22 protein-coding genes and 3 pseudogenes are annotated in these 24,614 nt (G+C 66.3%); 14 read left to right on the top strand and 11 right to left on the bottom strand.

Annotated elements, in window-relative coordinates; all coding sequences use genetic code 11:
• Positions 1 to 21 precede the first annotated feature (21 nt).
• Positions 22 to 1,732, bottom strand: a pseudogene (gene dld, locus QE379_RS12875) (D-lactate dehydrogenase).
• Positions 1,733 to 1,868: 136 nt separating this feature from the next.
• On the opposite strand from dld, the gene QE379_RS12870 reads away from it, so the two are divergent.
• From QE379_RS12870 to QE379_RS12840, 7 genes and pseudogenes are all read left to right on the top strand, one after another.
• Entirely contained in the window at positions 1,869 to 2,726 is an 858-nt protein-coding gene (locus tag QE379_RS12870; protein ID WP_307000999.1) for a protein phosphatase 2C domain-containing protein, read from the top strand.
• Entirely contained in the window at positions 2,726 to 3,823 is a 1,098-nt protein-coding gene (locus QE379_RS12865; protein WP_307000998.1) for an anhydro-N-acetylmuramic acid kinase, read from the top strand. The genes QE379_RS12870 and QE379_RS12865 overlap by 1 nt, the downstream gene beginning before the upstream one ends.
• 121 nt (positions 3,824 to 3,944) lie before the next feature.
• Positions 3,945 to 4,403 (top strand): annotated as a pseudogene (locus QE379_RS12860) (TonB-dependent receptor plug domain-containing protein); the annotation flags it as partial.
• A gap of 1,411 nt (positions 4,404 to 5,814) precedes the next feature.
• Positions 5,815 to 6,696, top strand: coding sequence for a TonB-dependent receptor (locus QE379_RS12855; RefSeq protein WP_307000997.1), 882 nt, complete (start codon positions 5,815 to 5,817; stop codon positions 6,694 to 6,696).
• A gap of 117 nt (positions 6,697 to 6,813) precedes the next feature.
• A complete protein-coding gene (locus tag QE379_RS12850; protein ID WP_307000996.1) occupies positions 6,814 to 8,370 on the top strand; it encodes a sodium:solute symporter in 1,557 nt (518 codons plus the stop codon).
• The gene (locus QE379_RS12845; RefSeq protein WP_307003211.1) at positions 8,370 to 9,263 is read left to right on the top strand and encodes an N-acetylmuramic acid 6-phosphate etherase; all 894 of its coding nucleotides are present in this window, start codon (positions 8,370 to 8,372) and stop codon (positions 9,261 to 9,263) included. Before QE379_RS12850 ends, QE379_RS12845 begins: the two co-directional genes overlap by 1 nt.
• A 2-nt stretch (positions 9,264 to 9,265) precedes the next feature.
• Positions 9,266 to 9,994: a GntR family transcriptional regulator gene (locus QE379_RS12840; RefSeq protein WP_307000995.1), complete on the top strand. Its 729-nt coding sequence runs from the start codon at positions 9,266 to 9,268 to the stop codon at positions 9,992 to 9,994.
• A gap of 64 nt (positions 9,995 to 10,058) precedes the next feature.
• On the opposite strand, the gene QE379_RS12835 is transcribed toward QE379_RS12840, so the two are convergent.
• Together QE379_RS12835 and QE379_RS12830 are read right to left on the bottom strand one after the other, a co-directional pair.
• Positions 10,059 to 11,966 carry a TonB-dependent receptor domain-containing protein gene (locus QE379_RS12835; protein ID WP_307000994.1) on the bottom strand — a complete coding sequence of 636 codons (1,908 nt, stop codon included), beginning with the start codon at positions 11,964 to 11,966 and terminating at the stop codon, positions 10,059 to 10,061.
• A gap of 5 nt (positions 11,967 to 11,971) precedes the next feature.
• On the bottom strand, positions 11,972 to 14,077 hold the full coding sequence (locus QE379_RS12830; protein WP_307000993.1) for a TonB-dependent siderophore receptor: 2,106 nt from the start codon (positions 14,075 to 14,077) through the stop codon (positions 11,972 to 11,974).
• 122 nt (positions 14,078 to 14,199) lie between these two features.
• Here QE379_RS12830 and QE379_RS12825 point away from each other — a divergent pair, with 122 nt between their 5' ends.
• Genes QE379_RS12825 through QE379_RS12815 form a run of 3 tightly spaced genes read left to right on the top strand, consistent with a single transcriptional unit; the run spans position 14,200 to position 17,620 of the window.
• Positions 14,200 to 14,946 (top strand): ABC transporter ATP-binding protein, encoded by a 747-nt coding sequence (locus QE379_RS12825; protein ID WP_307000992.1) that lies wholly within the window; start codon positions 14,200 to 14,202, stop codon positions 14,944 to 14,946.
• Positions 14,943 to 16,379: a DUF3526 domain-containing protein gene (locus QE379_RS12820; protein ID WP_307000991.1), complete on the top strand. Its 1,437-nt coding sequence runs from the start codon at positions 14,943 to 14,945 to the stop codon at positions 16,377 to 16,379. The genes QE379_RS12825 and QE379_RS12820 overlap by 4 nt, the downstream gene beginning before the upstream one ends.
• Complete coding sequence (locus QE379_RS12815; protein WP_307000990.1) at positions 16,379 to 17,620, top strand: DUF3526 domain-containing protein; 1,242 nt, start codon at positions 16,379 to 16,381, stop codon at positions 17,618 to 17,620. The genes QE379_RS12820 and QE379_RS12815 overlap by 1 nt, the downstream gene beginning before the upstream one ends.
• Before the next feature lie 258 nt (positions 17,621 to 17,878).
• Here the strand turns inward: QE379_RS12815 and QE379_RS12810 are convergent.
• From QE379_RS12810 to QE379_RS12800, 4 genes and pseudogenes are all read right to left on the bottom strand, one after another.
• Positions 17,879 to 18,208 (bottom strand): annotated as a pseudogene (locus QE379_RS12810) (winged helix-turn-helix transcriptional regulator).
• Positions 18,127 to 18,393, bottom strand: a complete 267-nt coding sequence (locus QE379_RS19610; RefSeq protein WP_373461782.1) for a hypothetical protein — start codon at positions 18,391 to 18,393, stop codon at positions 18,127 to 18,129. Before QE379_RS19610 ends, QE379_RS12810 begins: the two are co-directional and overlap by 82 nt.
• A 101-nt stretch (positions 18,394 to 18,494) precedes the next feature.
• The gene (locus tag QE379_RS12805) at positions 18,495 to 19,622 is read right to left on the bottom strand and encodes a metallophosphoesterase (RefSeq protein WP_307000989.1); all 1,128 of its coding nucleotides are present in this window, start codon (positions 19,620 to 19,622) and stop codon (positions 18,495 to 18,497) included.
• A gap of 312 nt (positions 19,623 to 19,934) precedes the next feature.
• Entirely contained in the window at positions 19,935 to 20,669 is a 735-nt protein-coding gene (locus tag QE379_RS12800) for a 3-oxoacyl-ACP reductase family protein (protein WP_307003209.1), read from the bottom strand.
• Positions 20,670 to 20,799: 130 nt separating this feature from the next.
• Between QE379_RS12800 and QE379_RS12795 the strand changes: the two genes are divergently transcribed.
• Positions 20,800 to 21,111 (top strand): helix-turn-helix transcriptional regulator, encoded by a 312-nt coding sequence (locus QE379_RS12795; RefSeq protein ID WP_307000988.1) that lies wholly within the window; start codon positions 20,800 to 20,802, stop codon positions 21,109 to 21,111.
• Here QE379_RS12795 and QE379_RS12790 read toward each other — a convergent pair whose 3' ends face one another.
• Together QE379_RS12790 and QE379_RS12785 are read right to left on the bottom strand one after the other, a co-directional pair.
• A complete protein-coding gene (locus tag QE379_RS12790; protein ID WP_307000987.1) occupies positions 21,112 to 21,324 on the bottom strand; it encodes a hypothetical protein in 213 nt (70 codons plus the stop codon). It abuts the gene before it with no gap.
• 128 nt (positions 21,325 to 21,452) lie between these two features.
• On the bottom strand, positions 21,453 to 21,851 hold the full coding sequence (locus QE379_RS12785; protein ID WP_307000986.1) for a VOC family protein: 399 nt from the start codon (positions 21,849 to 21,851) through the stop codon (positions 21,453 to 21,455).
• Between the two features lie 118 nt (positions 21,852 to 21,969).
• Between QE379_RS12785 and QE379_RS12780 the strand changes: the two genes are divergently transcribed.
• The 3 genes from QE379_RS12780 to QE379_RS12770 all read left to right on the top strand — a co-directional run bounded on the left by QE379_RS12780 (position 21,970) and on the right by QE379_RS12770 (position 23,699).
• On the top strand, positions 21,970 to 22,290 hold the full coding sequence (locus tag QE379_RS12780; RefSeq protein WP_307000985.1) for a hypothetical protein: 321 nt from the start codon (positions 21,970 to 21,972) through the stop codon (positions 22,288 to 22,290).
• 108 nt (positions 22,291 to 22,398) lie between these two features.
• Positions 22,399 to 22,620 (top strand): hypothetical protein, encoded by a 222-nt coding sequence (locus QE379_RS12775; protein WP_307000983.1) that lies wholly within the window; start codon positions 22,399 to 22,401, stop codon positions 22,618 to 22,620.
• Between the two features lie 83 nt (positions 22,621 to 22,703).
• Positions 22,704 to 23,699 (top strand): IS5 family transposase, encoded by a 996-nt coding sequence (locus QE379_RS12770; RefSeq protein WP_307000981.1) that lies wholly within the window; start codon positions 22,704 to 22,706, stop codon positions 23,697 to 23,699.
• A 168-nt stretch (positions 23,700 to 23,867) separates the two neighbouring features.
• Here the strand turns inward: QE379_RS12770 and QE379_RS12765 are convergent, their stop codons facing one another.
• Both QE379_RS12765 and QE379_RS12760 read right to left on the bottom strand, forming a co-directional pair.
• On the bottom strand, positions 23,868 to 24,137 hold the full coding sequence (locus QE379_RS12765; RefSeq protein ID WP_307000978.1) for an FAD-dependent oxidoreductase: 270 nt from the start codon (positions 24,135 to 24,137) through the stop codon (positions 23,868 to 23,870).
• On the bottom strand, positions 24,137 to 24,436 hold the full coding sequence (locus QE379_RS12760; protein ID WP_307000977.1) for a hypothetical protein: 300 nt from the start codon (positions 24,434 to 24,436) through the stop codon (positions 24,137 to 24,139). Before QE379_RS12760 ends, QE379_RS12765 begins: the two co-directional genes overlap by 1 nt.
• Positions 24,437 to 24,614: the final 178 nt, after the last annotated feature.

Raw genomic sequence — 24,614 nt, 5'->3', positions numbered from 1 at the left:
GGCCCCGGGGGCGACGGACGCTCAAGCCGGACCGTCCGATGCGTTGCTCCAGTGGCGCGCACGGGGCGTCTGGCCAATGCCGGGGTTGAGCTGGTTTCGTGGATCGATCCGGCGGTAGAATTCAGCCAGCGCGGGTGGTGCGACATAGAGATGGCCGACATTGTGCTCGGCCGGATATTGCGCCCCGCGCGCGTCGAGCAATGCCCATAGCGCATGCTCGAACGCCACGGGGTCGTTGCCTTTTCGGACGATATAGTCCTGATGAAAGACGTGGCAGAAGAAATGCCCGTAATAGAGCGCATGAATGACCTGGGCGTCGAGCGCGGGCGGCAATGTCTCGGTCCATGTCGCGGCATTGCGGGGCAGCGCGACGTCGAGCGCGACGATATCGGCGACGGCGTCGGCATGGACCGCGCGGTAGCGGACCGCGGCACCCGCCGCGACGAACCGGTGGAGGAACGCCTTGGCGCTATCCGCTGCGCTGCATTCGACATGGTCGCCCGCGTCGTCGCCGGGAAACAGCCGGGTGAGCAGGGCGCGGGTCTGGTCGATCTGGTCGCCCGACACCTTCAGCATCAGGTGATGCGCGAACCGATCGCGATAGCTCCGCATCCAGGCGGGCAGGTGATCCGGTATGAACCGACCCGCTGTTTGCAGCAGGCGGTCGCTCAACCCCCGGGACATATGATCGGCCACGGCATCGAAGCAGGCCTTGGCGGCGAAAAGCGCAGGCAGCCGGTCGGTGCCGAGCCGCTCGATCGCGAAGAAGGTGTCGCGGCCATAGCGATCCGCCACGTCGAAGGCGGTGCGGTGCATATATTCGCCCGCGATCGGCAGACTGTCGAAATCGCGCAGCATCGTCCGCCGCAGGTCGGTCAGGCGGTCGGGTTCATTGGTGCCGATATAGAAGGTGGCGGTGCCCTCTTCGCGCGCGAAGGTGTCGAGGCGGACCGCGAAGACGATCAGCTTGCCCGCACTTCCCGCCGCCTCGAACAGACAGCGCGGGTCGGCATTGAAGCGGGCGGGGACATGGCTGTCGATCGCCCGGACATGTTCGGCATAGCGGTGATCGTGCGCCCATCGATCGCCCGCGTCCTCAATATCGGCGTCGCTGAAATCGCCGCGATCGAGGCGGGACAGGATCGTCTCCGGATCGTCGCCCAGCGCGATGCCCAGATGATTGACCAGGGTCAGGGTGCCATCGGGCTCGACGGCGGCGAACAGGGCCAACTGGGTATAAGGCGGGCCCGCGCCGGATCAGCGAACCGCCCGAATTGTTGCAGATGCCGCCGACGACCGACGCCCCGAAACAGGATGACCCGATCACCGAATGCGGCTCTCGTCCATAAGGTCGCAAGGCCTGTTCGAGCTCGTACAGGGTCGCGCCGGGCAGGCACACCACCTGCTCGCCCTCTCGAATCACGGTCAGCCGCGACAATCGCGTGGTGCTGATGATGACGAGGCCGCCTGGATAATCATCGCCGTCTGGCGTGGAGCCGCCGGTCAGCCCGGTGTTCGACGCTTGCAGGAGGATCGAGACATCGGCGGCGACGCAGGCCTGTGCGACGCGCCACATCTCGACCAGACTGCCCGGTCGTACCACAGCGATCGCCGGTCCCCCGCCGGTGCGATAGCCTTTGCGGAAACGGGCGGTGGCACGCGCCGTGGTCAGGACGTGGCGGCGGCCGACGGCGGCACGCAGCCGGGCGAGCAACGTTGCGGTGTCGGTCATGGTGCGCCGAGGGAACGTCATAACCCGAATAAATACCACTATGCCGAATGACGCAAGTGGCATGCTATTGGTTTGCATGTCTGCGAGCATCGGCGTAGCATGTCCCATCGCATGAAGAGCGGATCGGGAGCATGGAATGCTGAGGATCGATGTCGCACTCTCCGATGGCGGGAGCATGGTGAACGAGGATGCGGTCGGCCATCATGGCGACGCGGCCTGGGTGATCGACGGGGCTACGGGCGTCGGTCCATCTCTGCTGGACGCCCCGAGTGACGCGGCCTGGTTCGCGCATACCGCCAGCCGGCTGATCGCCGAAGCGCTGGCGGAAGATCCGGATCGATCCACGATCGAGATGTTGCGCCTGGTCATGACGCGCTGTGCTGCCGCGCTCGCGGATGCCCAGCGCCGCGCCGCCGACGGCACGCATGAGCTACCCTCGGCGGCCTTTGCCATGATCCGCCGGCAGGGCGACGTTGCCGAGATCACGGCGCTCGCCGACTGTCGCGTGGTGACGGTGGACGATGCGGGGACTGCGCGATTGTTCGGCACCTATGCGCTCGATGCTGTCGAGGCGCGGACCCTTGCTGCGGTCAAGGCGATCCGCGAGGAAGATCCCTCGATCGATAATGATGCCTTGAAGCTTCGCCTGTTGCCGGGCCTGAGCGACAATCGCCGTCTCAAAAATCGTGAGGGCGGCTATTGGGTGCTCGGCACCGAGCCCGCCGCGGCGGACCATGTCTGGCAGGCGACGGTGCCGCTCCGTCCCGGTCAGCGCTTCGCCATCGCCAGTGACGGGTTCCTGCGGCTTGTCGAGCTGTTCGGGACGGCGACGCCTGCCGATCTGCTGGCGATCGCCACGTCGGAGGATGGGGCCGCCTGGCTTGCACGATTGCGCGATATCGAGAGCGAGCCGGATTCGCTGCTGCGTCATGTCCGTGTGAAGCGGCACGACGATGCCAGCCTGATCGTCTGCACCTGGGACCCGTCGCGCTGATGCTGGTGATGGGCTATATGAGCGGGACGTCGCTCGACGGTGTCGATGTCGCGATGATCGAAACCGATGGTGAGCGGGTCAAGGCGTTCGGCCCCACGGCGATCATCCCGTTTACGAGTGCCGAACGCACGATCATCGAGCAGGCGACCCGCGATGCTCTGGCGTGGAACGGCTATGGCGCGGTGCCGTCGTCGTTCGATCCCGCATCCGACCTCATCGTGCGGCTGCATGTCGAGGTTGGTGAACGGGTCATTGCCGAGGCCGGGTGCCGCCCGGCATTGATCGGCTTTCACGGCCAGACGTTGCTTCATCGGCCAGAGCGGGGCTTGTCCGTCCAGATCGGCGATCCCCGGATGCTGGCGGATGCCCTGGGCTTGCCGGTGGTGGCGCAGATGCGGCAGGACGATTTGCGCGCGGGCGGGCAGGGGGCCCCGCTGGTGCCGGTCTATCACGCCGCGCTCGCCGACTATCTCGGGCTGACGCGACCGGTCGCGTTCCTCAACGTCGGTGGTGTGGCGAACCTGACCTGGATCGGTGCGGACGGCACGCTGGTCGCGTTCGATACGGGGCCGGGCAACGGCCTGATCGATCAGGTCGTCCAGGCACATGGCGCGGGCCGTTACGACGATGGTGGCCGGTTCGCGGCGGCGGGCAGCGTCGATACGGAGGTTCTGGCCCGCCTTCTGGCACACGACTATTTCCGTGGGGAGGGGGCGAAATCGCTCGATCGCTACGACTTTCCGATCGACTGGGCGGCGGCCTGTTCGCTGGAAGACGCCGCCGCGACGCTCACCGCTTTCACGGCCGAGGCTGTCGCCCTGACGGCCCGCATGCTGCCCGCCCCGCCAGAATGCTGGATCATATGCGGCGGGGGCAGCCATAATCCGGCGCTGATGGCGGCGCTGCGCGATCGACTCGGGACCTGCCGGACGGCGGACGACATCGGCTTGCGCAGCGATTTCATCGAGGCCGAGGCGATGGCGTTCCTCGCCGCGCGCAGCCTGCAGGGCCTGCCGCTGACCTTCCCGGGCACGACCGGCGTTGCCGCGCCGCTGACGGGCGGGCAGCTATGGTATCCCGTGAGTAATACCAAATGATGATACCATATCTTTACATGTTGGTGACTGGTATGCATGATCGGAGCGGGTTTCCGGGCCCGTCGTGCGACATGTTCCATGATCGGCGGACCAGGTTGGGGCATATCAGGGAGGGACTTTGATGATCATGACGTCATACCGACAGAGCGTAGCCGCAGCCGCACTGGCCGTCGCCCTGATCCAGGCACCCGGCGTCGCGCTGGCGCAGACCGGTCCGGCGACGTCGGCTACCCCCGCGCCCCAGGACGCTTCGACGACCGGTGACGAGGTCGTGGTGACGGGCACGCGCATTCCCGTTCCCGGCCTGACCTCCAGCAGCCCGGTCGCCTCGACCAGCGAGGAGCAGATCAAGCTTCGCTCCGCCCTGACGATCGAGGATTTCTCCACCGCCATTCCGCAATTGTCGGGCGGCGTGCGTCAGGGCTCGCAGGGCAGCGATGCGTTCGGCGCCCAGGTCCTCGAACTGCGCAATTTCGGCCAAAGCCGCTCGCTGGTGCTGATCGACGGCACGCGTGCGGCGCCGTTCAGCTTCCGCAACTCGGTCGACGTCAATGCGATTCCCGCCTCGCTCATCAAGCGTGTCGACGTGCTGACCGGCGGCGCGGCGGCGGTTTACGGCGCGGATGCCGTGGCGGGCGTCGTGAACTTCATCCTCAACGACGAGTATGAGGGCATTCGCGGCACCGCAACCAGCCGGTTGTCGGTCCAGGGCGGCGCGCAATATGGCGGCTCGCTGATGCTGGGCACCGGCATCGGTGATCGTGGCAACCTGGTGATCGCGGCGGACTATACGCAGCGGGACGGGGTGCGCGCCGGACAGCGCGACTGGGCCGCGACGCCCAACCAGACCATCCCGAGCATCGGCGGCGTCTTTACCGATGTCGCGAGCGGTCGCCGCTTCGGCTTCACCGACGATGGCGCGTTCACGACCAGTCCTTCGCCCACATCGAACATCTCGGCCAGCTATCCGCTGATCTCACCGCTCAAGCGCATCAATGTGGCGGCGCTCTACAAGTATGAGATTACGCCGCAGGTCGAGCTCTATGGCCGGGCCATGTATACCAATGCCCGGACCGAGGAGACGGGCACTCCCGGTGCGGCGCCCGCCTCGGTCAACCGTAATGTCGCGATCAGCGCGACCAATCCGTTTCTGACCGACGCGATCCGCAACCAGTTGACCTTCGTGAACGGCACCGCGCAGGTGAACGTGTCGCGTTCTCTCGCCGAGCTGGGCCTGATCACCTATGCGACCGAGCGCAACACCTTGCAGGTCCAGTCGGGGCTGCGTGGGCCGTTGACCGATGCGGTGCGGTGGAACGTCTATGCGCAATATGGCCGTTCGACCGAATCGTCCCTGATCTCGGGCGACGGCCTCGTCGCCAACGCGGCCGGCGCCAACAATTTCGCGTCGATCGTCAATTCGGTGAACATCTTCGGCCCCAACCGGCCCGGCCTCGCCGCCGCGCTGGGCAGCACGATCGACGGCTTCATTCGCAAGCGCGACCAGTTCGTCACGGCGGGGACGCTGAGCGGCACGCTGGCCGATCTGTTTTCCCTGCCCGCAGGTCCCATCGGTTTTGCAGGCGGCGTCGAGTATCGGCGCGAAACGGCGAGCATCAATCAGGACAGCGCGCTGCTGTCCGGCAACACCTATCGCCAGGGCGTGCAGGCCGCCTATCGCGGGGCGTTCGACGTCATCGAACTCTATGGCGAAGTCCTCGTCCCGCTGATCCACGACACGCCGCTGATCCGCAAGTTGGACGTGGGGGGCGCCTATCGCCTGTCGGACTATAACCTGTTCGGCACGCACGGCACGTGGAAGGTCGAAGGCAATTGGGAAGTCGACCGCAACCTGCGGCTGCGCGGCACCTATCAACGGGTGTTGCGGACGCCCAATTTCGGGGAGTTCGCCGCCAGCAACTTCCTCGCTGCCGCTCAACAGTCTGGTCACGGTCGATCGCCTGAAGCCGCGCTATGGCGGCGATCCTTGCGTGATCGGTACCGGCAATGCGGCGCAATGCGCGCGGTTCGGTGCTCCGGCGGTCGGCTCGGCCAATTCCACCGCCCCCGGCTATCTGACCGGCAACTATTATTATGGCGGCAATCCCGACATCAAGCCGGAGACGGGCTATACGACGACGGCGGGTGCGGTGTTCACGCCGACCTTCCTGCCGGGCCTGAACGTGACGGTCGACTATTATAACCTCGACCTGCGCGGGGCGGTCGGCGTGATCCAGCCGATCGCGGCGATCACGAGCTGCTACATCACCAATCCGAGCGCGAGCAATCCGCTGTGCGCGCTGGTCACGCGCAACGCGAACGGCACCTTCGCCGATGCGTTCGTCAACAACCAGAATCTGGGCCGTCTGCTGCAACGCGGCTTCGACATCTCGGCGGCCTATACGCTGCGGGCGGACTGGCTGCCGGGCAAGGGGGTGCGTGCGAGCTATCAGGGCAACATCGTCACCTCCTATCTGATCCAGGCGAACCCGACCGTGTCGGCGGTGCAGTGCAAGGGCACGTTCGGTGCGACCTGTTCGAGCGACGGTACGACCTTGGTCCAGCCGGATTATCGCCACACTGCCGGGCTCGGCTGGCTGCTCGACAAGGGCGTGATCCAGTTCGACTGGCAGCGTATCGGCAAGGTCCGGTCGAGCACGGTCGGGTCGACCGAGACGCTTCCGGCGCAGGATATCTTCGACCTGTCGGCATCGTACGATTTCACCGATGTCGTCACGATGAGCGCGGGCGTCTACAACCTGTTCGACAAGACCCCGCCGCGCGTGTCGACCGGCGGTGTCTTCAACACCTTCCCCGACACCTACGACATATTGGGGCGGACGATCGGCTTCTCGCTGACCGCGCATCTGTGATCGGATAGCCTTGCCATGGCGTCCGGCCCGATCCGCGGGCCGGGCGCATTCGCCCCATGCCCGTGGACGTTCGGTTCCGGGCGATCGGAGTATGCTTCGATGACGTTGCCCTTTTCCATGGCCGACTGGCTGGTGATCGCGGGCTATCTGCTGGTGCTGGTCGTGGGCGGATGGATATTGACGCCGCGCCAGACCACGTCGGCGCGCGAATATTTCCTGGCGGGCGGCACCGTGCCGGCGTGGCTCGCCGCGCTTTCGGTGCTGTCCGCGACGCAGTCGGCCGCGACCTTCCTGGGAGGGCCGGACTATGGTTATCACGGCAACCTCACCTATCTCAGCGGCAATATTTGCGGGGGCCTGATCGGCGCGATCTTCGTGGCGCATGTCCTGATCCCGCGTTTCTACGCGATCCGCGCCACCACCGCCTATGAGTTGCTGACCTTGCGTTTCAGCGAGCGGGCGACCCGCTGGGCGGGGGGAATGTTCCTGGTGGGACGGGTCTTTGCCGGTGGTGCGCGCGTGTATCTCGCCGCCATCGCGCTGGCGATGGTCGTCACGGGGGGCGTGGGTGTGCAGGGCATCATCTTCGCCGCCGCCGCGCTGGTCGTGGCGAGCGTGGCGTTCACCTTCGTTGGCGGTCTGAAGTCGGTATTGTGGAACGACCTGATCCAGTTCGTCGTCTATGTCGGCTCGGCGATCGCGGTGCTGGTGTTCCTGCGCCTGTCGATCCCGGCCTCGAATGGCCAGATACTGGAGGCGCTGGCGCATACGCCGCAGGGCGTGGACAAGCTGCGGCTGTTCGACTTCTCGCTCGACCTGTCGCGGCCCTTTTCGGTGCTGGCGATCGTCACGGGCCTCGCGCTGCTGTACATCGCCAATGCGGGCATGGATCAGGACACCACGCAGCGCCTGCTGTCGTGCCGGGACGCGAGGACGGGGGCGCGCAGCCTTTATTTGTCCGTACTGGCGACCGTGCCGACCGTCGGCATGTTCATGGTCATCGGCCTGTTGCTGTACGTCTTCTATGACCGTCCCGACCTTATGGGCGGTTCGGGCGCCGTCGCGGCCAGCAGGTTCGAGGGGCAGAAGATCAGCATCTTCATGCACTATATCCTGACCCAATTGCCCGGCGGCCTGCGCGGCCTGGTGACGATCGGCATCTGCGCGGCGGCGGTGGCGACCACCAATTCGGCGCTCAACGCGATGTCGTCGGTCCTGGTGCAGGACTTCTATCGCCCCTGGCGCGACCGGCGTGGGCCCGTGGATGAGCATCATTTCGTTCAGGCCGGGCGTGCGGGCATGGGCATCATCGGCTTTGCGATGTTCCTGATGGCCGTCCTTTCCTTCTACTGGCAGCGCCACAGTTCGATGGGCCTCCTCGAATTCGCGTTGCAGGTGATGGTGTTCAGCTATGCGGGTCTGCTCGGCGTGTATTTCACGGCGTTGTTCACCACGCGCGGCACGACCGGCTCGGCCATCGCGGCGCTGTTGATCGGCTTCGTGACGATCATCCTGCTGCAACCGGCGATTGCCCGGGCCATCGACCTGCCGCTCGCGCTCACCGGGCTATCCTTTCCTTTCCAGCTTTGCATAGGAACGGCCTTGGCGTTCCTGGTCTGCGCCGCGCCAGCGGGCCGCTCTGCATCGACGCTCCCAGTGGGATCAACGCTATGATGAATACCGAAACGCTCGACGCCCGGTATCTGGACCTTGACCAATGGCCGACGGAATCGGCGGTCGAAGCGATGCTGGAAGGGCAGATGGCCGCCATCGCCGCCATCCAGTCGCAGACGGCCGCGATCGCGCGGGCTGCCGAAGCGGCGGCGGCGCGGCTGGGCCAGGACGGACGCCTGATCTATGTCGGCGCGGGCACATCGGGGCGGCTCGCCGTGCAGGACGGTACCGAGCTGAACCCCACATTCTGCTGGCCGATGAAGCGCCTGGTCTTCCTGATGGCGGGCGGCTTCGGCGCGCTGACGGAGGCGTATGAAGGGGCGGAGGACAATGTCGAGGCGGCGCGGGCCGATATCGACGCCTGCGCGATCACGCCGTCCGATGTCGTCATCGGTGTCGCGGCGAGCGGACAGACGCCTTACACCGTGGCCGCGGTTCGGCACGCCAGGGCGCTCGGTGCGCTGACGATCGGGATCGCCAACAATCCGGGGACGGCCCTGATCGAACAGGCGGAGCATCATGTGCTGGCCGATACGGGCAGCGAAGTTCTGGCGGGATCGACCCGCATGAAGGCGGGAACCGCGCAAAAGGCGGTGCTGAACCTGTTGTCCACCGCCCTCATGCTGCGCCTGGGGTTCGTCTATCGCGGACGGATGGTGGCCATGCGCGTATCCAATGCCAAGCTCCTTCGACGCGCTCGCCGCATGGTCCAGGAACTGGCCGACGTGGATGCCGAGGTGGCGATCCATGCGCTCGACGTTGCGGAGAACGACATAAGGTGTGGCGTGCTGGTCGCCATGGGCTTGCCCCTGGACGAGGCGAGGGCGCTGCTCGACGCGCACCAAGGCAGCCTGCGCGACGCCCTGCAAACGCTGGACGCGCGGGAGGCGTGACGATGCGCGATATCGCCTGGACGCGGAGCGACGAAGCGACGCCCTTGTACCTGCAACTCGCCCAGAGCCTGCGCGAGCATATCGACGGCGGGGGGATCGATCCGGGAAGTGCGCTGCCCTCCGAACGGGAACTCAGCGAAATGGTGGGCCTGTCGCGCGTCACCGTCCGCAAGGGCATCAAGCAGTTGATCGACGAAGGCGTGCTGATCAGCAGGCAGGGTTCGGGGACCTTCGTCGCGCGACGGATCGAAGCGCCGGGGGCGAAGCTGAACAGCTTTACCGACGACACCCGGTCGCGCGGGCAGGACCCCGGCGTGGTATGGATCTACAAATCCTACGCCCTGGCGACCGAAGAGGAAGCCGCGGCGGTGGGAGTGGCTCCCGATACCCGCGTCGCCCGGCTCGGCCGTGTCCGCCTGGCGGGCGATGAACCGCTGGCGATCGAGCATGCGGTGATTCCGGCGATCTTCATGCCCGACCTCGATGCGCTGGGCGATTCGCTCTATCAGGCGCTTGAGGTCCATGGCTTTCGACCCACATCGGGCACGCAGCGCGTCCGCGCCTCGCTCGCCACGCAAACCGAAGCCGGGATCCTCAACGTACGACAGAATTCCGAGGTGTTGCGGATCGAACGCTGCACCCGAATTCCCGATGGGCGGATCGTCGAATTCACCCGCTCGGTCTATCGCGGAGACCGCTACGAGTTCGTGACGGATCTGAATGTCGTCTGACGCAATGCCACTTTACGGCCGGGTCGCGGATTCTCCGGCGAACGCCATGGGATAAGGCCCAGTGCTAGAAATCCGCCGTCAGGCTCGCCGTCACCCGGCGGCCCGGCAACAGGGTATAGCCGCCACCGCCGGACACCCGCCAACCGAATGTGTCGGCGACGTTTCGGACCTGTAGCCGCAGCAGCGTCGGCACGCGGCCGATGCGACTGCGATAGCGGGCACCGAGGTCGAGGATCGCGCGGGCCGGGAGCGCGGCGGTGTTCGCGGCATTGGCGGTCCGCCGCGCCTCGAAGGTCGCATGGGCGTCGACCGAGACACCGGCAAGGCCCGGAATCCGATAATCGGCGCTGGCATCGATGAATAGCGGCGTGCGGCCGATGGGGCGCGCGCCGATCCGCCCGTCGTCGACCGCCTGGCCGGTCACGCGGGGCCGTAGCCAGACCATGCCGGCGACCATGCTCAGGCCCTCCAGCGGACTGCCCGACAGCGACGCCTCCGCTCCGCGATGGGTGACGGTGCCCAGCTGGCGAAACATGCCGTCGCGCCGGTCGAGATCGAAATAGGGCTTGGCGATGTCGAACACCGCCGCCGTCGCCCGCCAGCCGCCGGAAAAGGCATAGCGCGCGCCCGCCTCATATTGCCGGGTGCGCAGCGCGGGCAGCGCCGCGCCGGGGTTGCTCGCATTGCCCGGCGCGATCCCGCTTTCCTCCAGCCCGCGCGTCGTCGCGGCGTAGAGCGTCAGTCGCTCGGTCGGCAGCAGCGCCAGCGCGGCGTTCCACAACCATGGCCGGTCGTGTTGGAGCACGGCCGGCGCTCCCGGCACCGCGACCGTCTTGCGGTAATCGGTGCGTGTCAGGCCCAGATTGAGTTCGAGCAGCCGCGCCCAGCGCAGTTCATAACCGATGGCATAGCTCGTCTGCTGCACATCGTCGCGCGTCCGCTCGCCGGGAACCAGCCGCGGTTGGGGCTTTGGATCGGGAACGCCGATCGTCGCCAGCCCGAAATCGGCGGTGGCCAGCCCGCCATAACGCGCCGCCACGTCGCGAGCGCGTACCGACACGAGCAGCCGGTGGCGACGCGGACCGTCCTCGATCAGGCGGCTGACCCGCAGCTCGCCCGAGGTGGAGGCGGTCGTCTGATCCTCGCCCGCCAGGACGAAGGACCGTCCCACCCCGTTCGCATCGACCCCGCGATAAAAGGCGGTGTGATATTCGTCGCGGGCGAAACGGCTGCGAAAGGCACCTGCCATGACCTGCCATTTGCCGAGCGTCGCCTTGGCCAGCCCGCCATAGTTGAAGGCCTGCCCCGCCCAGTCGGCCCAGTCCTGCCCGAAGAAGCGGCGGCGGGGAATGCGTCCCGGAACGCGACCATCGGCGGTGAAGATCGTCGGTGCCTGTTCCTCGTCGCCAAAGCTGTAGCCGCCATAGAAGCCGGTCAACTCGACGCCGTCGGCGGGCCGCACCCGCGCAATCCCGCCATAGCTGACAAACCAGCCCCCGGCGCCGCTGACATACTCATCGTCGTACAGCGCCGCATCCAGGTTGATGCCGATCCGGTCGCCGATCGGGATGGCCGCATCGACGACCAGGTCGGTCCCCAGATAGTCGCCGCTGTTCACCTGCACGCTGACCACCGGCTTCGTTCCCGCGCGCCGCATCTCATGGTCGATGATCCCGGTCGGTGCGGGCAGGGGATAGCCAAAGGCACTGAGGCCGACGTGGGTCGTCGTTTCCCGCGTGATGACGCTGCTCAATATGGCGGCACGGTCCCAGTAGACGCCCTCGATCCGGTTGTTCCCTGCCTCGGTCGCGCTGAAGCCGCGCACCTCGCCGCTGGCATAGATGCCGATGGACTCGCTGCCGACGCTCTTGCCGAAGCCGTCCTCCGCCTCGCGCACCGTATTCTCGGCCGTGCGCTGCCCGGCGGCGGGCATGACCCAGCCCCCGGCGACCAGCGCCAGCCCCCATGCCATCCGCCTCACAGCGCGACGGCGATCCGGGCGCGGATCGTGCGCGGCGCGCCGGGTGTGATCCACACGTTCGAATAGCTGCTTTCCAGATAATAAGCGTCGAACAGATTCTCGCCGTCGAGATGTGCGGACAGTCCCTGGGCGACCTGATAGGACAGGTTGAGGCGCGCGGTGGCATAGCCCGGCAGGCGGAAGCCGCTGACGACATCGTCGCCCGGCCGCTCGCCGACATAGGTCACTCCGGCACCGATGCCGACCGATCCGGGCTCGGTCCCCCGCGACTGCCAGAAGGCATAGGCCGCGCCGCTGTGATGCGGGATGTTCGACAGGCCGCTGCCGGTCAGGCCGGGCCGCGTGTCGCGCGTCACCTTCGCATCGGTATAGGCATAGACGCCGGTCAGGGTCAGCCGGTCCCCGGCACGATAATTGACGTCCGCTTCCACGCCACGGCTGCGCGCTTCGCCGGTCGCGATCGAGAAACCGGCATTGGCGGGATCGTTGACCAGGATGTTGCGCTTGGTGATCTGGAACAGCGAGACGGTGCCGGTCAGGCGCTTGGCCAGCGCCGCGACCTTCACCCCGGCTTCCCACGCCTCGCCGCGTTCGGGCACGAAGGGGCTGGCGGCGGCATCGACGCCCTGATTGAACCGGAACGACCGGCCCCAACTGACATAAGTGGAGACATGCTCGCTCGGCGCGAAGGTGAAGGCGGCGCGGGGGCTGGTCGCCTGCGGGCGCTGGCGATCGGTGCGACCGCTCCGATAGTTCACATTGTCCTGCCGTATCCAGTCGTGGCGGATGCCGAGCAGCAGCGAGAAGCGATCGTCGAGCGTCAGCAGATCCTGCGCATAGACGCTCTGTCCGCTCAGCCGTTCGAGCAGATTCTGGTTGAGCGGCGCGACCGGCTTGGGCTGGCCATAGACGGGGTTGAAGATGTCGATGTCATAGGGCTGCGCCGCCGTCGGGCTGAAACGGTAGAAGATGCGCCGCTGGTCGAAGTCGAAGGCGTCCGCGCCGACCCGCAACTGGTTGCCGATGCCGAGCAGCGTCCGGTTGGCGCTGATCTCGATCCGACCCGACAGATCCTGCCACTTGTAATCGTGGATGCGCAATTGCCGTCGCAACCGCGTGCCGACCAGCGTGGCATTGTGCGTCGACTGGCCCAGCAACGCGCCATCGCGATACTGGACACCCCCCTCCAGCGTGATGCCGGGGGCCAGGTCGACATAGGCCGTCGCCTGATGCTGCGACGTGCGCTGGGTCATCCGCCCGTCATTGGGCTCGCCGAGGAAGCGGCTGCGCGGCAGCGCCCGGCCATTGCCGTTCACCGCGACCAGGCCGCGATCATGGGTGAAATGGACGAGGTTGTATTCGAGCTGGTAGAGCAGCCGCACCCGGTCGCTGACCCGCCAGCCGATCGACGGCGCGAACAGCAACCGGTCGTTGCGGACGAAATCGCGGAAGCTGCCGCCGTCCTGATAGACGCCGATCACCCGCGTCGACAGGCCACCCTCGACCGGCCCGCCAATGTCGAAGCTGCCGCGCCACGTATCGAAACTGGCATAGCCCAGCTCGCCGCTCGCATGAAAATGGTCGAGCGGCGCCTTCGTCACGATGTTGATCGAGCCGCCCGGCTCGCCCTTGCCCGACAGTGCCGAGGCGGGACCCTTCAGCACCTGGAAACTTTCGACCGTCGCCACATCGCGGCGCGCATTGAAGCCTCGATTGGCGCTGAAGCGATTGACCAGCAGATCCGGCCCCTGGTTGATGTCGCCGGAAAAGCCCCGGATCGCATAGGCATCCCATGCCCCGCCGAAGCTGTTCTGCCGCGACATGCCCCCGGCAAGATCGAACAGCTGCGACAGGTCGGTAAAGCCCGCTCGGTCGATCAGCATATCGTCGAGCAGGCGGACATTCTGGGGCAGCAGATGCGGGTCGATGTCGAGCCCGTTGATGCTGGCATTGGCCTTACGCGATCCGGTGACGACGACCTCGTCGGTCGTTTCCTCCTCCGTCGGCACGCGCTCGCCCGATCCCTCGGCGCGAACACCGGTAGCGGTCAGTAGCGGCACGAGAATCAGGGCCGGGGCGAGCCGGCGCAGGCAGATCGTCATGGAATCCTCGATGCAAATGATACGCAGTTACGCGCCTACAAACCGATCGTCTGTCGCCTGTCAATGAAATGATACATCGTGACTGTTGACGGTGGTGTGGCCGAGAGGGCAGTGATCAGGACATGTCGACCACGCCTTCAACCCCCGCTGCCTCGTCCGAAATCGCCATAGCGGATGCCACTCTCTCTTATGGCGCCCATCAGGTACTCGACTGCCTGACGCTGTCGGTCGCGGCAGGCGAAATCTATGCGCTGCTCGGCGGGAACGGCGCGGGCAAGTCGACGACCTTGTCGACATTGCTGGGCTTCGTCCGGGTCGATGAAGGCAGCGTCCGGGTCAGTGGGATCGACCCCGCGACCGACCCCGACGCGGCGCGACGGCGCATCGCCTATCTGCCGGAAAATGTTGCGCTGTACGAACATCTCAGCGCGGTCGAGAATGCGGATTATCTGCTGGCGCTGTCGGGTACGCCGCGCGACCGGGCGGCGATTGCCGGGGCCCTGGCGGCGGCGGGGTTGCAGGAGCGGGCGTTCGATCAGCGGCTGGGCGGCTTCTCCAAGGGAATGCGGCAAAAGGTCGCCATCGCGGTGGCGCTGCTCCGCGAGGTGCCGGTGCTGCTGCTCGACGAGCCGACCTCCGGCCTTGATCCGCGCGCGACAGCCGATTTCAACGCGCTGCTCCACGCGGTCCGTGCGCGGGGCACCGCCGTGCTGATGGTGACGCACGACCTGCTCGGCGCCGCCGATGTCGCCGACCGCATCGGCTTCCTCGAAGGCGGACGCATCGTGGCCGAGGTCGCGGCGGAGGGTGAGGCCCGGTTCGACGTACGCGCCCTGCACGACCGGTTCGCCGGGGTCGCGGGCGCATGAACGCGATCTCGCTGATCGCGCGCGACGAATGGCGGCTGATGCGGCGCAACCGCGTCGCGGTGACGGCCGTCCTGCTGCTGCTGCTCCTGACGCTGGTCGCGGTCGTCACCTCCTGGACGCATCAACAGGGCATCGCCGATAGCCGCGCGCGCAACCAGGCGGAGGCGAACCATGCGTTCGAGGCGCAGCCCGACCGCCACCCGCACCGCGTCGTCCATTACGGCCATTTCATCTTCCGCCCGCTCGGCCCGCTCGCCGCCTTCGATCCGGGCGTCGACGCCTTTACCGGCAACACCATGTTCCTCGAAGGACATCGGCAGAATACGAGCAATTTCGGCGATGTGCGGCAAAGCTCGGCGCTGGTCCGCTTCGGACAGCTGACCCCCGCCTTCGTCCTTCAGGCCGTGGCGCCGCTGCTGCTGATCTTCCTGGGCTATGGGGCCGTCGCGCGCGAGACGGAGGGGGGAACGCTGCGCCCGCTGATGCTGCAAGGGGCGTCGGCACGGGCGATCGTGCTGGGCAAGCTCGCCGCGCTGGGCGGGGTCGCGCTGCTGGTCGGGCTTCCCGCGATGATCGGTTTCGTCCTGATCTCCAGCCAGCCGGGGGCGTTTGCGGGGCCGATGCTGGCGATCGCGCTCGCCTATGCCGCCTATCTCGCGCTGTGGGTGGTGGCGATCATCCTCGTGTCGATGCTGGTCCGTCGTCGCCGCGATGCGCTGCTCGCCTTGCTGGCGGCCTGGGCGGTGACCGTCGTGCTGTTGCCGCGCGTCGCCCCTGATATGGCGAGTGCGGCCTATCCGCTCGCCAACCGACTACAGACCGATGTCGCCATCGCCCGCGACCTGCGGCGGATGGGCGACAGCCATAATCCCGACGACCCACATTTCGCGAAGTTCAAGGCGGACGTGCTGAAACGCTATGGCGTGACCCGCGTCGAGGATCTGCCGGTCAACTATAAGGGCCTGCTCGCGCTGGAAGGCGAGGCGATGACCAGCAGGCTGTTCGATCGTTATGCCGCCGACAGTTTCGCGGCGCAGACGCGGCAGAATGCGCTGGTCACCGGCGTCGGCGTGCTCAGCCCGACCATCGCGTTGCGCCAGGCGTCGATGGCGGCGGCGGGCACCGACTTCGCCGGCCACCGCCGCTTCCTCGAACAGGCGGAGGCCTATCGCTACGCCCTGGTCCAGCGGCTGAACCGCTTGCAGGCGGAGGCGGTCCGCTATGCCGACGATACCGCCAAGGACGCCGGGGCGGACCGGCGCAAGCGGATCGGGGCGGACAACTGGCGCCGTATCCCCGAATTCACCTTCGTCCAGCCCGATGCCCGGACCCTGGTGCGGGCGAGCCTGCCAGGGCTGGCGATCATGCTGGGGTGGCTGTTGGTGGCCGGGGGCGCACTGGCCCTCGCCACCCGTCGGCTGGGAGCGAAGTGATGGCGATCTGGATGCATGAATTGCGGCTGCTATGGCGGTCGCGCATGGCGAGCATCGCGCTGGTCCTGCTGGCCATGCTCAGCATCGCCGCCGTCGCCGCCGGCATGGCCGAAATGGCGCGGCAGCGCGCCGCCATCGATGCGATTGCGCCCGCACAGGCGGAGGATATCGGGGCGATCGCCACCTATATTGATCGGGAAAAGGATGCGGGAAGCGCCGCCTATTATAGTTTCCACCCGACCTGGGACGCGCCCGCACCGCTCGCCTTCGCCGCGATCGGAATGCGCGACGTCGCGCCCTATATCCTGCGGGTCCGGGCGCTGGGTCTGGAGGCGCAGATCTATGACGGCGACACCTTCAATCCCGAACTGGCCCTGCCGGGGCGGTTCGATTTCGCCTTCGTGCTGGTCTTCCTTGCGCCGCTCTTCGCCATCGCGCTGTTTCACGATCTGAAGTCCGGCGAGCGCGAGGCCGGGCGGGCGCGAATGCTGGGCGCGTTGCCGGGCGCGGGGCGACTATGGCTGCGGCGCGGGCTGGTCCGTTTCGGGCTGCTGTTGACGGCCCTGTCGGTGCCGTTCGTGATCGGCGCGATCCTGTCGGGGGTCGCCGCCTGGACCGTTCTGCTCGTGGTGGCGGTGGCGGGCGCCTATCTGTTGTTCTGGATCGGGCTGGCCGGGCTGGTGTCGCGTCTGGGTCATGGATCGACCGCCAATGCCGCGACGCTGGCCGGATCGTGGCTGGTGCTCGTCCTTGTGATCCCGACGCTCGCCAACGTGATCATCAACCGCGCCATTCCCGTTGACGAAGGCGCCAAGATCGCCTTGGCACAACGTGAAAATGTCCACCACGCCTGGGAAATCCCGCGTGAGGAAACGATGCGGCGCTTCTACGCCAGCCACCCCCAATGGGCGGACTCGCCGCCGCTGCCCGACGCTTTCCACTACAAATGGTATTTCGCCTTCCACCAGAATGGCGACGAGAGCGTCGCCGATCGAGTGAAAGCCTATCGCCAAGGGCTGGAACGCCGTGCCGCGACCGCCGATGCGCTGGGCTGGCTGCTCCCGTCGGTCGGAGTCCAGGCGTTGCTGACGCGGCTCGCCCATACCGATCTGAGCGCCCAACTCGCCTATCAAGACCGCATCCGCGCCTTTCACCGGCGGTTGCGCGCATTCTATTACGACTACATGTTCCACGACCGGCCCTTCGGCAAGGCGGACTTCGCCAGAGCACCGCGATACTGAACGCGAGCTAAGGGGATGCGATAGGCGATGATGCTACGTCGCCTTCGTCATTGATGCCCAGGCGTGCCGGATCGTGAGCGGGGGCGCCAGCCGCTGCGCACGGGCTTCTTCCTCGATGCGCGTGAGCAGGGGCCCCGGCACCTCGAACCTGTCAGCAACATACCCCCTGCGGCAGCCAGAGGCTGGTCAACGACGCTCGCGTCCCCAGCCATCGCGCTCGGCGAAAAGTTTCTGCATCACGGCCATGTTCGCGGTGCCTTATTGGCATAAAGGTTCCAGCGCTTGGGCGAGGCTCTGGCCGAGTGGGGTCAGCGTATAGTCGACCCGTGGCGGAACCTCCTTTTAGTCGTTCCGGCGCAGGACGCCGTCCGCCTCCAACTCCTTGAGTTGCTGGATCAGCACCTTGTCGCTGACATCGCGAATGGCGCGCTTTAGTTCCCCATAGCGGGTCGGGCCGCGCAGCAGGAAGGTGAGGATCAGGGGCTTCCACTTGCCGGAGATGATCTTCAGCGTAGCGTCGAGCCCGCAGGTAAAGGCGGGCGCGATCGGCGTCGTGACGGGATCGTCGGCTTGCGGCGTTTCAGACATTCTGAGCACTTACCAAAAGGTGGATATTTCGACGTCAATATGAAGGGCACCATCGTCACGGTGCGGATCAGCGCGGCGATGAACCATGCCAGGAGGAGTATGGGAACATGCCACTGCCCGGCAAGCGCGACGATCGCGGCGGACGCGCCGCTATCGGTCAGGGCCCGACCGAAACCCGCGCCCAAGCCGACGACGAGGGTGCTCCCATTTTTTGCGCCTCATCGTTCCATCAGCCGCCGATAAAAGCAGGTTGGGACCCCTGCCTTACCCTATCGTGATATCGGCCCTATGGTACCGGCCGTAATGTGAACCGCGTGATCTCGGACGGCACGCCCAGCCGCAGCGCGAAGCCCGGCCACAAGCCGGTGCCGTTGCTGACATAGAGCGTCATGCCACCGACCGCGTATCGTCCCGACACGAACCCGGCATTGCCTCGCGCGACGAGCCGATCGAGCCCGCGGATCATGCCGCCATGGGTGTGCCCGGACAGTTGAAGCGCCACCCCGCGCGCGGCGGCATCGCGTGCCTTGCGGGGTTGATGGTCGAGCAGGATGATCGGCGCGTCGGCGGGTGCCCCTCGGAGCGCAAGGGTGAGGTCGGGTCCCGCCTCGCCGACGCTGGGCGCCGACAGGTCGGTGACTCCCGCGATAACCAGTCCGTCGCCGCCGCGTCGGATCACGGCATGCGCATTGGTCAGCATGCGGAAGCCCATGCTCGACAGGCGCCGTATCCACGCGCCGTAATCGAAGAAATATTCGTGGTTGCCCGGAATGGCATAAACCCCGTCGGGCGCACGCAACTGCCGCAATGGCGCCACGTCATCACGCCGCATCTCGACCGACCCGTCGATGAAGTCGCCGGTCACGACGATCAGGTCGGCACCGGACGCGTTGACGCGCTCGACGACCGACTGCGCCCATTGGGCAGTGAAGAGGCGGCTGATATGCAGGTCGGTAAGCTGAACGATCCGGTAGCCGTCGAAGGACGGCGGCAGGTCGCGGATCGCCACCGTCACGTCCTTGATAGGCGGAACGCGCAGCGCGTTGGCGACCCCGATCCCGGCCAGCATCGCTGCCACCCCGGCGATGGCATATCGGAGAAGGGCTGGCTCTCGGATCACCTCCCGGCGAACGAGCATGGTCAGCAGTGCTCCCAGGTCGAGGAACAGTTGGAACACGGCCAGCAGGAGCAGCGCGCCGAATGCCCAGTTGAACAGGATGACGACCAGCCGCGGGAATTCGGGCGCGAATACCGAGCCTGAGGAGAGGCGACTCCACAGGTGGAACTGCGAGGCCGCGATCATCAGGAACCCGGCGGGTATCTTGGCCCAAAGCGGCAGCGGCAACGGCCACAGCCAGCGTGCCAGGACGATCAGCGCCGGTACGGCAAAGACGAGATTGAAGATCGAACCCACTCCGGCTGTTGCATGCGATGTCGGTTCTGAACGAAGCGCTCGCCCTACGTGTCCACCATAGGCACGGGTGCCGTGGTGACGGCAACGGCACCCGTCCTGTTTCAGGGGCTTGGCAACCGACAAGTGCGGCGGATGGACGAGTATCGGGGGCAGAGGTCCGCGTCATACTCGCCCAAGCTTCGTCGGCCCCTTCCACCAAGCCGGATCGCCATTCAGATATGCCCTGCTTTTCTCTCCCCTATCCAAGGGAGAGGGAAGAGGGAGTAACGTGAATGTCGATGGGTCCTAGGGAAAGGGAGGCGATCACTTGCCTTACGCCGTCGCACCGCCGTCGATGTTGAGTGTGGTGCCGGTGATGTAGCTTGCATCCGGCCCGGCGAGGAACGCCACTGCACCCGCGATCTCCTCGACCTTGCCGTAGCGGCCGAGCGGGATGGCTTGCAGCAGCTGTCCCGCGAAGTCGCTGTCGGCGGGGTTCATGTCGGTGTCGATCGGTCCCGGCTGCACGGTGTTGACCAAGATGTTGCGCGGCGCGAGGTCCTTGGCCCAGCCGCGCGCGAGCGCGGCGACGGCCGCCTTCGTCGCGCTGTAGACCGTGGTCGCGGGGAAAGCCATTTCGCCCGAGATGCTGCCGATCAGGATGATCCGCCCGCCGTCGCGAAGATGCGGCAGGGCGGCACGGGTGCCGACATGCAGGCCCTTCACATTGACGCCGAACTGGCGGTCATAGGTTTCGTCGGTATCCTCGGTGACGGTCGAGAATTCGGCCACTCCGGCATTGTGGACCAGGATGTCGATCCCGCCCAGTGCAGCGGCGGCCTGTTCGACGCCCGCTCGCTGCGAGGCCGGATCGGCGGCATTGGCCTGGAAGGCGAAGGCGGTGCCGCCCGCGCTCTCGATCGCCGCCACGGTGGCATACGCTGCCGACTTGTTCCCGGCATAGGTGATCGCCACCGCCGCGCCCTCGGCGGCCAGTCGCTTGGCGATGGCCGAGCCGATGCCGCGCGATCCGCCGGTGACGAGCGCTGTCTTTCCCTGGATGGACATGTGCATTCTCCAAAATCTGGCCCGCGATCACGGCATCGTGCGCTGTCGGCAGGCCGAAGATGGGGTGACGCCTTAATAGTTCAATAATACCGAACTATTAAATTCACTGCGTTGCCCTATATCTGATGGCATGCCCCGCTTCACCCATCCCCGGCTGGAGGACGTTCCGCTCGATCTGGCGCTTCACGCGCTCGCCGATCCCAATCGGCTGGCCATGGTGGCGCGGCTCGCCGCGACCGAGCGGCTGCGCTGCACCGACGCCGCGCCGTGCGAGTCCATCCCGAAGAGTACGCTGTCCAATCATCTGAAGCTGCTGCGCGCGGCGGGGCTGATCGAGACGACGCAGGCCGGGCGCGAGATGATCAACACACTGCGCCGCTCCGAATTCGACCAGCGCTTTCCCGGTCTGCTCGACGCGGTGCTCGCCAACCGGCCTGCCTGATTACCGACCGATCGCGTCGAGTTCGGCCACGGCGTCTTTGGGCAGGTAAGCCACCGACAAAATGCTGCATTGGGCGCAGAGGGCCTGCTGGTCGATGTCGCGGCGGCGGGCGGCGATCTCGTCCGATCGGCGGGCATGATCTTCCGCCATCATCCACGTGCCTTGGCCCAGCGCGGGGACGGTCGTGCCGTCGGGAAAGCGGATCGTCTTCATGCGGCGGTCAACGTCCCACGCCGCGCATCGGGCCAATATTCGCCGACCCTCAGGCGCGATCCTCGTCGCACCGGATCGACCAAGCGCTGCCCATCCCCGAAAGGGACAGGCAGCACAGGTTCGCTGGATTATCGGGGAAAGTGGATCCCGCATAGCTTATTGCCGTCGGGATCGCGGAAATAAGCGAGTTCGACCGTGCCCATGGACGCCGTGTGGCGCGGTCCGGGCGGTGCTTCGATCGAGGTGCCGCCATTGGCGACCGCGACATCGTGAAATTGCTTCACCTGCTCCGGCGAGTTGCATGCGACGGCGACGGCGCCGCCGTTCGCGACGGTTGCCGGTTCGTCATTGATCGGCTGGCTGACGATGAAGTTGGTCCCATTGCCATGATTGTAGATGAGCCGGGTATGGCCGCTGTCGGCGATGTTCCGTGTTGCTTCGCCCACGCCCAGGGTGCCCAGCACCGTGTCGTAAAAGCGCTTAGATCGCTCAATGTCGTTCGATCCGACCATCGTGTGAAACAGCATGCCATTCTCTCTTGGTCAGGATATTTTCCAAACGAGCCCGAACCGCATCCGGGCCACATGGTTACGAGCGATACCCGAATTTGTGCCTTCGCCGATTTGCTATGCTAGGGACCCGGCCATGTCGAAATCCCGAACGAACGCCGGAACCGTCACTGTCGATGGCGTGGCCTATGATTGGCATCTGCACAGCGAACCCCATGAGTCGGATGACGAGGGGTGGAAGGGCATGACGATCTCGCTCCTTCAGCAGGATGCCAAGCGCGAAGCCCTGGTCGAATTTCCGCCGCCCAAGCGGCTGTTGAAGGGATTGCCGCGCGGTCGGCTTCAGCTTGACGATGCGACGATGGCGCGCTGCGTGCGCTCGGCGATATCGGCCGGGTGGGAGCCGATGTCGCGTGGCAGGCCGGTGGTCGTCATGGTCGACGCCGAGGGCAATTGAGCCGCACCGGGGATTTGCCTTGTCACAGCCGGCAGGGCGGGCCAATCTCGTCCGAAGATGAAGACTTCCCCGGTTTCCGACGAATATGCACGCGGACGACGCGATGGATTGCGCCTGGCGCTGTCGATCCTCGAGGCGGAGGAGGCCAAGTGGGAGGTACGGCTCGGTGAGAGCCCGTCCTGGCGAACGAACGCGATGCGGGTCATCCGCCACAAGGCGTATCAGGTGGCCCGCAAACGCGTCCAGACGGCGCTTCATCGGCTGTTGCCAAAGTCGGAAACGGCCTTGCCGAGTGAGATCGCACAAATGATCGACCAAGCCGGCTTATAGGCCAGCTGGTGCGGGATGACAGCGGGTTGATCCATCCCTCCCCTGAAGGGATTCCTCTGCGAAACGGCTGGCAATGAGGATGGTTGAGTGATTCACTGTGCGGGCAGGAGGGCATGGTGATGGTCGAGCAGCGATCGCTGGTGGAAGCGTTGATGGATCCGCGCTTGGGATCGAATGCGAAGCTGTCGGGGATCGAGCGGCTGATCGACTGGAGCCGGCTGGAGCCGCTGGTGTCGCCGCTGCGGCAGGGTCGGACGGGTCGACCGCCCTATGCGCCGCTGGCGATGGTCAAGGCGCTGTATCTGCAGGCGTTGTATGATCCGTCGGACCCCGGGCTGGAGGAGGCGCTGCTCGACCGGCTGTCGTTCCGGCGGTTCTGCGGCTTTGCGCTGGATGGCGGCACGCCGGACGAGACGACGCTGTGCCGGTTTCGCGCGGCGGCGGCGGCGGGGGACGTGCTGGAGCGCTGCTTTGCCGAGATCAACCGGCAGCTGGATGCGCAGGGGCTGGTGCTGCGGCGGGGGACGATCCTTGATGCCTCGGTGGTCAAGGCGACCCGCAAGCCCCCACGCGGGGACGGGATCGCGCCGGGTGATCCGCACCCCCAGGAGCCGGGTGCCGACTGGACGCGCAAGGACGGCAAGCCGGTGTTCGGCTACCGCTTCCCTATCGGCATGGACGAGGGCTCGGGCCTGATCCGCAAGCTGGCCTTCACCTCGGCCAGGGTCCAGGATGTCGAACGGGCCGACGCGCTGGTCTGCGGCGACGAAGGCGCGGTCTATGCCGACCGGGCCTATGAGGGCCAGGCGCGTCGCAAGGCCCTGAAGGCGGCCGGGATCAAGGATCGCATCATGCATCGCCGGCACCGCTACATGCCAAAGCTGCCGCGCTGGCAGGCCCGGCGCAACCACCTCATCGCCAGACGGCGCGCCCCTGTCGAGGCGGTCTTCAGCGCCATGAAGCGCCTCTACGGCAAGGCGCGCACCAGATGCCTGTCGATCGAGCGGAACGCCGCAGACTTCCTCGCCTTTGCCACCATCTACAATCTCAGACGCGCCGCCATCCTTGCCGCTGGCTGAGCCGGGGCGATCCTGCCCCTCCAAACCGGCCAGCCAAAGCTGACCAAGGCCCGTACCGGATCCCTGCAGCGAAAGCCTCGCCCAGATCCTCTGTCACAAATGAGCCGTTTCGCAGAGGAATCCTGAAAGGGAGGGGCTCGGCTCGGGTCGACTCCATGTCATCCCGCTCTAGAATTCCGCGATTTTGCCCCAGGCGGAACTGGCGAAGCGGCTGGGGTGATAGGGTTGGGGATCGACGATCGGCGTCGCGCTGCTGACAATGTCGGCGATCAGATGCTCTGCGCCCGGCCCGATGCCGAAGCCGTGCCCGCTGAACCCTGCGGCCAGCACCAAGCCGGGCAGTTGGTCCACCTCGCCGATGCCGGACACGCCATCCGAGGTGCTGTCGGCAGAACCCGCCCAGGCGCCGATCACGGCCTGTTCCGACCGACGCGGCATCAACTCCAGCGCGGGCATGGGTGCGCTTGACGGTCGCCGCATCGGGCGTGGGATCGGATGCGCATCCGATCCATCGGGGTCGGCCGGTCGAGCCGCCAGCGGGCGATCCGCTCATATCCCGATCGCACCCCCTCCAGCCCGCCGGGAGACAGCTTGCGACAGCGGCGCGGGAACATCGGCACGAACTGGGTCGAGAAGTGCAGGAACTGCGGCGCGGGATCGACCTTGCCGCTGCTGCTGATTGACAGGGTATAGCCGCCATCGCCGCGCCGGGTCATCGAGATATGATCGCTGTGCATCGCCGCCGGGAAGATGTCCGGACCCCACGCGTCGGTGCTGACCAGCCGTGCCCGCCCGAACCGTGGTGCCGGGTGCCTTGGCAGGGGATGGGGCCGTGACCATGCCTATCGTCATGATGCTCGCCATAATGAAGGACTCCTCCCCGAGCGTCAGAATGCAGTCGTGCCAGCAGCGCAA

Origin of the sequence: Sphingomonas sp. SORGH_AS_0879 (genome assembly GCF_030819175.1) — a bacterium.
In the GTDB taxonomy this organism is placed as follows: domain Bacteria; phylum Pseudomonadota; class Alphaproteobacteria; order Sphingomonadales; family Sphingomonadaceae; genus Sphingomonas.
The sequence above is the reverse complement of the archived record's forward strand: the minus strand, read 5'-3'. Positions and strand labels throughout refer to the sequence as shown.